We start from the raw sequence: 10,779 nt of genomic DNA, 5'->3' as shown, positions 1-10,779 counted from the left end.
AGATCAGCGTGGCGACGGAAATTGTTCCCGGCGGCCCCCTCGGATTCCAGCAGCGCTCGTTTTACGAGGACTTCGACAGCAACTACAGCATCGCCAGCGTGTCTTTGAGCTTTTGAGGGGTGGGCACCACCACTCATAGCCCCATGCTCAACCATCAAACAACAAGCAGCTATTGTGTGAAGAAGATGTCTCCTCTATACTCTCTGTCTCCCCCCGCTGATAGGGGCTTGAACCTTCCCTTCAGAAGCCAAGCTCCAATAAAAATCTTGACGAAATACTTGGCCATGACGAAGACCAACCAACATTTCCCCCGTCCCTCCTGTCGGCTCCCAGGAGCTGCTGGTCGGGCCTGGGTCGCACTGCTCAGCCTCGTCGTCGGCCTTCTGCTCTTGATGCCGACCAGCGCGTCGGCGCAGAGCGGATTCGTGATCGTGGCGCACCCGGATGTCCCGGTGAGCTCCATCGACGTGGACACGGCGTCGAAGATTTTTCTGCAGAAGGAGCGGCGCTGGAGCGACGGCACCACCATCCACCCGGTGACCTTGGCGGTTTCCGAGGTGCGCGAGGAGTTCTCGCAAGCGGTGCACAATCGCAGTGAGCTCGATCTGCGCAAACACTGGCAGCGCCAGATCTTCACCGGCCGCGGCTCCCCACCCCTGGAGCGCCCGTCCGACGCCGCAGTTCTCGAGTACGTGCGCACCACCCCCGGTGCCATCGGCTACATCTCCTCCGGTACCCGCGCCAGCGGCGTCAAAGTTCTCCAGCTTCGCTGAGCCCTCCGCGGCTCCCTCGCCGGGCGGTTTCTCTGCAGCCCTGCTTTGCCCTCCCCGCGGCCTTGCGGCATAATCTCTTCAGCATTTTTCTGAGCACCTGAAATCTCCTCGCGCCCTCACGGGCTGGGGAGATCTCTACCCTGATCCGCGGTAGCCGGGGGAGAGAGAGCCGATGAGGCAATCCTGCAGAGCAGGACATCGTGGTCGAGCCTGGCTGGGCTGGGCGCTGGCTGCCCTCCTGCTCGTCTGGCCGCAACCCCGCACGGAAGCCGCCGAGGCGGCCCGCGAACGGCCGATAGTGCGCATCGGCGCCGTCGTCGATGGTCCCTGGCAAGGCAACGAGGGGCTCCGCGAGCGCACAGAGCAGGAAATCCTCAACCTCACCGAGGGAGAGTTCGACGTTCGCTTCCCGGAGGCCGCCTACCGGGTGGGCGATTGGACCCTGGAAGCCGCCGAGAATGCCCTGGCGGAGCTGCTGGAGGATTCGCAGATCGACCTGGTCATCACCTGGGGTTTGCTCGCCTCCCAAACCACCTGCTGCCAACAGCGATTGCCCAAACCGGTCATCGCCCCCGTGATCATCGATGCCGACCTCCAGGGCCTGCCGTCCGAGAACGGCGCCAGCGGCGTTCCCAACCTCAATTACGTAGCGCTGCCGGACAAGCTACCGAACGAGCTCCAAGCGCTGCATCACATCCTGCCCTTCGACAATCTGGCGCTGCTGCTCAACGCGAACTTCGCCGAGGGTATCCCGGAGCTTTCCCTGCGCATCCTCAAGACTGCCCGGAAGCTCGGCGTGGGCCTTGAGCTGATCCCGGTGGGCAACTCCGTGGAAGACGTTCTCGATCGCATTTCCGAGACCGCCGACGCCGCCTACCTTTTCCCCTTGTTCCACCTGCCGCCGGACGACCTTCAACGGCTGGTGGACGGCCTCCACGAACGCGGCGTAATGACCTTCTCGGCCGTGGGAGGCCAGGAGATGGAGAGCGGCATCCTCGCCACCCGGGGCAACGACGAGTTCCTCGAACGCCTGGCCCGGCGGGTTGCTCTCAACGTCCAGCGCATTCTGCTGGGGGAAGACGCCGGCTCTATCCCCGTCGCCTTCTCCGTGCCCCACCGGCTGGCGCTCAACCTCGCCACCGCCCGCGAGCTCGGCGTCTCGCCGCGTTGGGAAGCTCTCCTGGAGGCAGAGATCCTCGAAGGCGGAGAGATTCCCGGAGCCCGCCGGGAGACCTTCGCGGGCGCCGTCCAGCGGGCCATCGAGCAGAACCTGGACCTGGCGGCCCAGCGGCGCTCCGTGGCCGCCGGCGAGCAGGATGTGCGCCGCGCCCGGTCCGTTTTCTGGCCCTCCCTGGAGGTCTCCGGGACGGCGCTTCAGATCGACGAGGATCGCGCCGCCGCCAGCTTCGGCAGCCAGCCCGAGCAGAGCTTCACCGCGGGTCTCACCGCCACCCAGCTGCTGTACTCCGACGGTGCCCGCGCCAACGCCGAGATTCAGCGCCAGCTCCAGCTCAGCCGCGAGGAAGAGCTCGCGGTGCTGCGCCTGGACATCGCCTTCGAGGCCGCCACCGCCTACCTCGACCTGCTGCGCGCCAAGACGTTGGAGCAGATCCGCCTGACCAATCTCCAGGTCACCCGAGAGAACCTCGAGCTGGCCCGTCTGCGGCGCCGGGTCGGCACCGCCAATCCGGCGGAGGTCTACCGCTGGGAAAGTCAGATCGCCACCGATCAGCAGGCGCTGGTGGAGGCCCGCTCCACCGTCTCGGTGGCGGAGATCGCCCTCAACCGCCTCCTGCACTACGACCTCGAAGCGCCCTTCACCACCGCCGAGGTGGGCCTCGACGATCCCTACCTGATCACCAGCCAGGAGCGTTTCCAGGGCTATATCGAAACCCCCAAGCTGTTCTCCGTGCTACGGGACTTCGCGGTGCAGGAAGGCCTGTCCGCTGCCCCCGAGCTGCGCTCCCTACGGGCGGCCATCGCCGCCCAGGAGCGCGCTGTCACCGCCGCCCGGCGAGCCTATTGGGCGCCCACCGCCAGCGCCCGCTTCACCCTCGACGAACGGCTGGCGGAGAGCGGTGCAGGCACCAGCGGCGGCATGCCCCTCCCGGGCTTGCCAACCGCCGACGACACCAACTGGAGCCTCGGTCTTGCTTTCTCCTTACCCCTTTTCGAAGGCGGTGCCCGCCGGGCCGACGAGCTGCAGGCAGAGCAGGAGCTGGCAGCCCTCGAGCTGCGCTGGGAGGCCGCCGTCGAGAGCCTGGAGCTGCGCATCCGCGCCGCCACGTACCGCGCGCGGGCCTCCTTCGTCGGCATCGGTTTGAGTCGCCGCAGCGCCGAAGCCGCCGAGGCCAATCTGGAGCTAGTGGCCGACGCCTACGCCCGCGGTGCGGTGTCGGTAATCGAATTGCTCGACGCCCAGGCGGCGGCTCTCAACGCCGCCCAGGGAGCGACCAACGCGGTCTACGACTTCTTCATCGACCTGATGGAAGTGCAGCGGGCGATCAACCGCTTCGACTTCTTCATCAGCCCCGACGCCCGAGATGCCTGGTTTCAGCGCCTCGATCTGTTCTTCACCGAAGCCGGAGTGAAGCCTCTGAGGCCTTGACCGCTATCGGAGCCTCGGCGCTCCGCAGCTTGGGGAGACACCATGCGACCTTCCGACCACCACCCCCGTTCCCATCCCCGCGCCGCATGGGGAATCCTCCTGCAGCGGTTTCTGGGTGTTCAGCCCAGCGGCGTCGGCTTCCGGAGCTTCGCCTTCCTGGGCCTATGCCTGCTGGGAGTAGCCAGCTGCGGCGGTGAGACTCCGGTGGAGGAGGTCGAGCTGCGTCCGGTGCGCACCGAGCGGGTCACCGCCGGCATCGTCAAGCCCACTCGCACCCTCGCCGGGGTGGTGCGGGCGGGGGTCGAGTCGCGGCTCAGCCCACGGGTCGGCGGCACGGTCACCCAGGTGGCGGTGCAGGTGGGCGAGGCGGTGCAGCAGGGACAGGTTCTGGCGCGCCTCGACGCCACCGACTACGAGCTCCAGGTGCAGGAAGCGGAAGCCGCCCTGGCCCAGGGCCGGGCGACCCTACGCCGAGCCCAATCGGACTACGAGCGGGTGCGGGCCCTGTACGAGAACAACAACGCGGCCGAGAGCGAGCTGGACGCCGCCCGGGCCGGCGCCGAATCCGCCCGGGCGCAGGTGGAAGCGGCACGCCAACGCTTGGAGCAGGCGAGGCAGCGGGTGGGTTACACCGTCCTGCGGGCTCCCACCGACGGCGCCATCGCCGCGGTGCGGGTGGAGGTGAATGAGAACGTCGGCGCCGGACAGGAGCTCTTCCTGCTGATCTCCGGATCTCAGCCGGAGGTGGAGGTGGCGGTGCCGGAGGGGATGATCGCCCAGGTCCAACCCGGACTCGAGGTGACGGTGAACATCGACGCCCTGCCGGAGACGACCTTCCAGGCCCGCGTCCAGGAGGTGGGAGTGGCCTCCGTGGGCTCCGCCACCACCTTCCAGGTCACGGCGGCGCTGGAGAATCCGTCGGAGCAAATCCGCTCCGGCATGGCCGCCGAAGTGACTTTCGTGCTGCCGGCCCGGGACTCCAGCCAGCACATCGTCGTGCCGCCGCTGGCGGTAGGGGAGGATCGCCAAGGGCGCTTCGTCTTCGTCCTCGAACCCGGCAGCGACGGCGTGGGCGTGGTTCACCGGCGGTCGGTGCGGACTGGGCGGCTAGAGGGGGGAGTGGAGATTCTAGAAGGACTCTCTCCAGGAGAGCTGGTGGTCACCGCCGGCGTGCGCCGTCTCGCCGACGGCATGCAGGTGCGAAGCCCTGATACCGACGCCCCTGAAACCGACGACGCGGCACGCGGCGAGATGGGTGGAGATCCGGGATGAGCCTGACCCGCTGGGCCATCGACAACAATCGGGTCACCCTGGTATCGCTGGCGGTGCTGGCGTTGTTGGGGATTCAGGCCTATGTCTCCATGCCCCAGGCGGAAGATCCCGGATTCACCGTCCGCACCGCCCTGGTGCTCACCCACTTCCCTGGGGCCAGCCCCCAGCGGGTGGAGCAGCTGGTCACCGACAAGCTGGAAAAAGCGATCCAGGAGATCCCCCAGCTGGACTCCATCGAGAGTCAGTCCAAGACCGGCGTCTCCATCATCCTGGTCAATGTCCAGGAGAGCTACAAGGAGATGCGCCCCATCTGGGACGATCTGCGCCGCAAGGTCGAACGGGTCACCCCCCAGCTGCCTTCGGGAACTCGGCCACCCCAGGTCAACGACGAGTTCGGCGACGTCTTCGGCACGATCCTCACCGTCACCGGCGAGGGTTTCTCCTACGCCGAGCTGGAGGACGTGGCCGAGGAAGTGCGGGACGAGTTGCTGCTGATCCCGTCGGTGGCCAAGGTAGAAGTCTACGGCGCCCAGCAGGAACGCATCTTCGTCGAGTACAACAACGCCCGGCTGGCGGACCTCGGCCTGTCGCCGCTCCAGCTGCGCAACATCCTCGAGAGCCGTAACATCATCAACCCCGGCGGCGAGGTGCGCACCGAGCACGAGGTCATCGTCCTCGAACCCACCGGTAACTTCGAGTCCGTCACCGACCTGCGGCGCACCGTGCTGTCGATTCCCGGCAGCAACGAGCTCATCTATCTCGAAGATGTGGCGCGGGTCGAGCGCGGCTACATCGACCCTTCCCAGACCAAGATGCGCGCCAACGGCGAGCCGGGTTTGGCCCTGGCCATCTCGCTACGGGCGGGCGGCAACATCCTCGAGCTGGGAGACGCGGTGCGAGCCACCATGGACCGCATCCGCAGCAGCTACCCCATCGGCATCGAATTCGACTTCGTCGCCTTCCAGGCGGACTCGGTGCGTACCAAGGTCGACGCCTTCGTGGGCAATCTGCTGCAGGCGGTGGCCATCGTCATGTTGGTGATGCTGCTCTCCCTAGGCCTGCGCACCGGTTTGGTGGTGGCCAGCCTGATCCCCATGGCCATGATCATCAGCTTCATCTTCATGGCCCTCTTCGACGTCGGCATCAATCAGATGTCCCTGGCGGCGCTGATCATCGCCCTGGGCATGTTGGTGGACAACGCCATCGTCATGTCCGAGTCCATCATGGTGGAAATGTCCGCCGGCAAGAGCGCCCGGGACGCCGCCATCCAATCGGCGGCAGAGCTGCGCATCCCGCTGCTCATCTCCTCCCTCACCACCGCCGCCGCCTTTCTGCCCATCTTCCTCGCCCAAAGCGCCGTCGGCGAGTACACCGCCGCGCTGTTTCAGGTGGTGACCATCACCCTCTTGTGCTCTTGGGCGCTGGCGTTGGTCATGATCCCGCTGCTCTGCGTCCTCTTCCTCAAGGTTCGTCAGCGGCCGACCCAGTCCGCCGAGGATGGATTCGAGGCCCGCTTCTACCGAGCCTACCGAGCCGGTCTACTGGCCTGCCTGCAGCACCGCGCCCTCGCCCTGGCGGGCATCGCCGCTCTCTTCGTTGTCGCAATGTTCCTCTTCCGCTACGTGCCGGCGATCTTCTTTCCCCCCAATGATCGCCCCACGTTTACCGCCGAGTTGCGGCTTCCCACCGGCTCGCCGCTGGCGGCCACCGAGGAGGTGGTCTTAGCGGTAGAAGACTTCATCCAGCGCGAGCTCCTGCTGCCCGCCGAAAAGAAAGCGGGTGCAGAGGAGGACAGGAGCGACGGCGTGATCAGCTGGGCCAGCTTCATCGGCGAAGGAGCGCCGCGCTATGTGCTTTCCGCCTCCACCGAGCAGGCCAGCCCGGAGTACGCCATCCTGCTGGTCAACACGTCGTCCCGGGCCTTCGTCGACGTGGCGATCCGCCGGCTGGAGGAATTCTGCCATCGCTTCCCCGGGCTCGAGACCACCATCGAACCCCTGGCCAACGGTCCGCCGGCAGCCAATCCAGTGGCGGTACGCATCTCCGGCCGCGACCAGGATCAGGTCTTCGCGTTGGTGGAACAGGTGCGCCGACAGCTGGAGCAGACGCCGGGCACACGCGGCATCACCGACAATTGGGGCAGCCGTTCGAAAAAGATTCTGGTGCGTATCGACGAAGCCCGCGCTCAGCGCGCCGGCGTCACCCATCAGGACATCGCCGTGTCGCTGCAAACGCTGCTCTCCGGCCTCAACACCACCGAGTTCCGCGAGGGCAACACCATCATCCCCGTGACCCTGCGCTCCGAGAGCGCCCGCGCCCTCGAGCCGAGCCGCATCAGCAGCCTCAACATCTTTTCCCAATCCACCGGCCGCTCGGTGCCGCTGGCGCAGGTGGCAGATATCGAGCTCGCCTGGCAGCCGTCCAATATCCGCCGGCGCAACCGCTTGCAGACGGTGACCCTGGCTTCCGACCTCCAGCCCGGCTACACCGCCGCCGAGGTCGCCGCCGCCCTCACCCCCTGGCTCGAAGAAGCCAGCGCCGATTGGCCCGTGGGCTACTCCTGGGAGCTGGGCGGTGAAGAAGAAGCCTCTGCCACCGCCAACGCCAGCATCATGGAGCAGCTTCCCATCGCGGGCCTGCTCATCGTGCTGCTCCTGGTGGGGCAGTTCAATTCCCTGCGCCGTCCGCTGATCATCCTCATCACCATCCCTCTGGGCCTCATCGGAGTGGTGGCCGGGCTGCTGATCATGCGCTCCTATTTCGGCTTCATGACCTTCCTGGGGGTGGTTTCGCTGGCGGGGATCGTGATCAACAACGCCATCGTCCTCCTCGACCGCATCCAGATCGAGATCGACGACAACGGCCTGCCCGCACAAGCAGCGATCCTGGAGGCCGGCCAGCGGCGGTTGCGCCCCATCCTCCTCACCACCATGACCACCCTCGGCGGCCTCATCCCCCTCTACCTCGGTGGCGGACCCATGTACGAACCGCTGGCGGTGGCGGTGATGTTCGGGCTGGTCTTCGCCACCCTTCTCACCCTCGGCGTCGTGCCGGTGCTCTACTCCCTCTTCTTCGGCGTCAGCTTCCGCGGCTACCAGGACCAGGACGCCGCCGCGACTTCGGCAGAAGATACAATCTAGGAGCTTGCTGAAAAAGTCAGTCGCAAGCGAGAACGAGAATTTTTCGAGCAGAATCAAGGCGGAGAACCGCAGGCGATTCGGGAATCGTCGAGGTTAGACAACGAAGATTCGGCCGAAAAGAGCCGTTCGGAGCGCGACGCGGGTTTTTCAGCAAGCTCCTAGAGTCGATCGCCCGCTGCGGCTCGACCTCCCGTTGGAGAGTCGACCCGCCGCCCCCCACTCTCTTGGCCGGCCAAGGAGGTCCCCAATGCCCGACGCTCGCCCCTCGCACTGCAACCGCCCATGCTCCGGCTCGCTCCTCGCCCCGGATCGGCTGGCGCTCACGCTGGCCATGATGCTGGCCGTCCTCCTGTCGTGGGTGCCCGTGCTGCCCGCCGCCGGCGCGGAGGCCCAGACGCTGCTGGTGGCCAACAAAAGCGACCACACCGTCGATCTGATGGATCTGGCCAGCGGGGAGTCTCGCGCCACCCTGCCCACCGGCCACGCTCCCCATGAGATCACCGTCTCCCCCGACGGCCAGCGGGCGGTGATCTCCAACTACGGGGATCGGGAGAAGGCCGGCAACAGCCTGACGGTGGTGGACGTGGGAACAGCGAAGGTGCTGAGCACCGTCGAGCTCGGCGAGCACACGCGGCCCCATGGCCTGGCGTGGATCGACACCGACACAGTGGTGGTGACCACCGAAGGGAGCGGCCGGCTGCTGACGGTGGACGTGAAGCAGGGAAAGATCCTACAGGAGGTGGCCACCGGCCATCAGGTCTCCCACATGGTGGCGGTGAGCCCAGCCACCGAGGGTGGCGCTGGAGACAGAGCTTTCGTCTCCAGCATCGGCTCCGGCAAGCTCGCCGTCATCGACCTGGCCAAGGGCGAGAAGATCGCCGACCTGGCCACCGGGGAAGGCGCTGAGGGGCTGGCGGTCTCCCCCGACGGCAAGGAGGTCTGGATCGGCAACCGCGCCGCCGACACCCTCACCGTCCTCGACGCCACCAGCCTGGAGATTCTCGCCACCGTGCCCTGCCCGGGCTTTCCCATCCGCGTCACCTTCACTCCCGACGGCAAGCACCTCCTGGTCTCCGCCGCCCGCACCGGCGAGGTGGCCGTTTTCGACGTCGCCGCCCGCAAGGAGCTCCGCCGCGGTCCTCTGGACCTGACCAACGCCCCGGACGCCGCCCGACGCCTGTTCGGCGATCAATTCGGCTCCAGCCCGGTGCCGGTGGGCCTGGTGGTGGACCCCGACGGCAGCCGCGCCTGGGTCGCCGCTACCCAGGCCGATGCGGTCGTGGTCATCGACCCCGAGACCCTCGAGGTCCAAGACCTCCTCCGCGCCGGCCGCGAGCCCGACGGCATGGCCTGGAGCTCCGTTCGAGCCCCGGCTGCAGAGGAGTCGGAGGAGATTCAGGATGGCACCGAGGAGAGCCGCTGAGAACAACAGCCTGATCCCGGAATCCATCTGTCCGGGCTGCAAAGGCTTCAGATCTTCTCGCGAGCTTTCGGCAAGGTGAGCTCCAGCTCTCCATCGGGCGGTAGCCAGCCCTCGTCACAGCGCTCCGGCGGCACGCCTGCCGGCTGCATCGCCGCCCCCGCCAAGACCTCGCCTACGGTCAACCGGCACAGGCGGTAGTCTCCGGGTTCGAGGTCGGGGATGCGCCAAACCTCGCCCAGGCTCACTGCCGGCCCTGCCACCGAGGCCGCCCAAGACCTCAGGATCGAAAGACCGAGATACCCGTTCTCTGTCAGAAGAATCGGAACGAAGGTGGGCGCGGCAAAATCTGGAAGCGCTCCGAGTTGCAGAGAAAGTGCGCCTTTCAGGCGATGGAGAGGAACGGACCACGCCTCTTGAGCCTCGAGATCGATGCGCAGAGTCCGCAGCGACCAACCCACCGCCCCCACCCGCAATAGCGCCTGCTTCGAGTCCGCCGGCACAGAGATTCGAAACCGCCCATCCTCTCCCGTGGTCACCGCGCCCCCGACCGGGCGGCCTGGACGCCCCACCGGCTCCAGCTGCACCAGGGCGCCGGCCACTGGCCCCAGCTCTGACACCACTTGACCGGCCACTACGCGCTGGCGCTCCAGGACGAGGCGCACCGGCGGCGGATCGAGATCCTTCTGAAGCCAAACTATTAGAGCTTCCGACTCGCTCTCCCGGCCGCTGGCCCGGACTTGGACTGCTCCCTCCGCCAGCCCTTCGAAGACCACCTCTCCCTTGGAGTCTACGGACCGTTGAACCGCCTCCATCGGTCGCCGCGGAGCGGCAACTTCTACCAACGCCTGCGGGACCGGGCGACTCTCACCGTCAACGACTCGAACGAGCAAGCGCGTAGCTGGCAGCTCCAGAGCAACCTCCACCGCTTCTTCCCCATCCGGTTCCTTCACCTTCACCCGACCGAAGAAAGTCCTGACCGGAGGCTCTTCGCTCTGCACTTCCACCGGCCAATCACCACTCTCGGGCAAGATCAGAGAAAAGCGGCCCTCCGAATCAGCCTTTGCCTCGATTTGTTCCGCCCTCAGGCGCCCCCCGAAGGTGACCTGCGCCGCCAGTGGCTTCTCACCCAGCACCACCGTGCCCTCGACAGGCACGAGATCAAGGCTGAGCTCAAGGGGTGCAGCACCGTCCGTGACCTTCACTTCACGCCCCAGCCAGTCCTGTCCCTCGCCGTCCAGAAGACGGACAAAGTAGACCCCTGGGACCAGTCCGGGGATCTCGGCCCGGCCATCTAAGGGAACGGCCACCGTACGCGGCTCTGCCACCCTTGAGAGACCGGGGTAGGACTGAGCGATCCACAGAGACCAGGGGCGACCGCGCCCGTCAGAGGCTGGCTGCACCACCGCTTGAAGGGTCACAGGCGGAACCAGTAGGAGCGGCTCCGATAGCTCCAACTGCTCGTTTGCAGCGAGCTCGATCATGGCGGAAAGGGGGGCATAGCCGGGCGCCGCTACCTGCAGCAGGAGGCGACCCGGCAGGACCCCCTTTAGCTGAAAGAAACCC

Annotated in this window: 6 protein-coding genes; 5 read left to right on the top strand and 1 reads right to left on the bottom strand. The window is 66.7% G+C overall.

Annotated features, from left to right (window positions below):
• Positions 1-452 precede the first annotated feature (452 nt).
• From SX243_10995 to SX243_10975, 5 genes are all read left to right on the top strand, one after another.
• Complete coding sequence (locus tag SX243_10995) at positions 453-773, top strand: phosphate ABC transporter substrate-binding protein (GenBank protein ID MDY7093485.1); 321 nt, start codon at positions 453-455, stop codon at positions 771-773.
• A gap of 172 nt (positions 774-945) precedes the next feature.
• Complete coding sequence (locus tag SX243_10990) at positions 946-3,381, top strand: TolC family protein (GenBank protein ID MDY7093484.1); 2,436 nt, start codon at positions 946-948, stop codon at positions 3,379-3,381.
• Between the two features lie 42 nt (positions 3,382-3,423).
• A complete protein-coding gene (locus SX243_10985; protein ID MDY7093483.1) occupies positions 3,424-4,653 on the top strand; it encodes an efflux RND transporter periplasmic adaptor subunit in 1,230 nt (409 codons plus the stop codon).
• Complete coding sequence (locus SX243_10980) at positions 4,650-7,793, top strand: efflux RND transporter permease subunit (protein MDY7093482.1); 3,144 nt, start codon at positions 4,650-4,652, stop codon at positions 7,791-7,793. Before SX243_10985 ends, SX243_10980 begins: the two co-directional genes overlap by 4 nt.
• A gap of 247 nt (positions 7,794-8,040) precedes the next feature.
• Positions 8,041-9,216 carry a cytochrome D1 domain-containing protein gene (locus SX243_10975; protein MDY7093481.1) on the top strand — a complete coding sequence of 392 codons (1,176 nt, stop codon included), beginning with the start codon at positions 8,041-8,043 and terminating at the stop codon, positions 9,214-9,216.
• A gap of 47 nt (positions 9,217-9,263) precedes the next feature.
• Here the strand turns inward: SX243_10975 and SX243_10970 are convergent, their stop codons facing one another.
• Positions 9,264-10,523, bottom strand: a complete 1,260-nt coding sequence (locus SX243_10970; protein ID MDY7093480.1) for a hypothetical protein — start codon at positions 10,521-10,523, stop codon at positions 9,264-9,266.
• Positions 10,524-10,779 lie beyond the last annotated feature (256 nt).

It is taken from the genome of Acidobacteriota bacterium (assembly GCA_034211275.1).
Taxonomy (GTDB): Bacteria; Acidobacteriota; Thermoanaerobaculia; order Multivoradales; family JAHZIX01; genus JAGQSE01.
The sequence above is the reverse complement of the archived record's forward strand: the minus strand, read 5'-3'. Positions and strand labels throughout refer to the sequence as shown.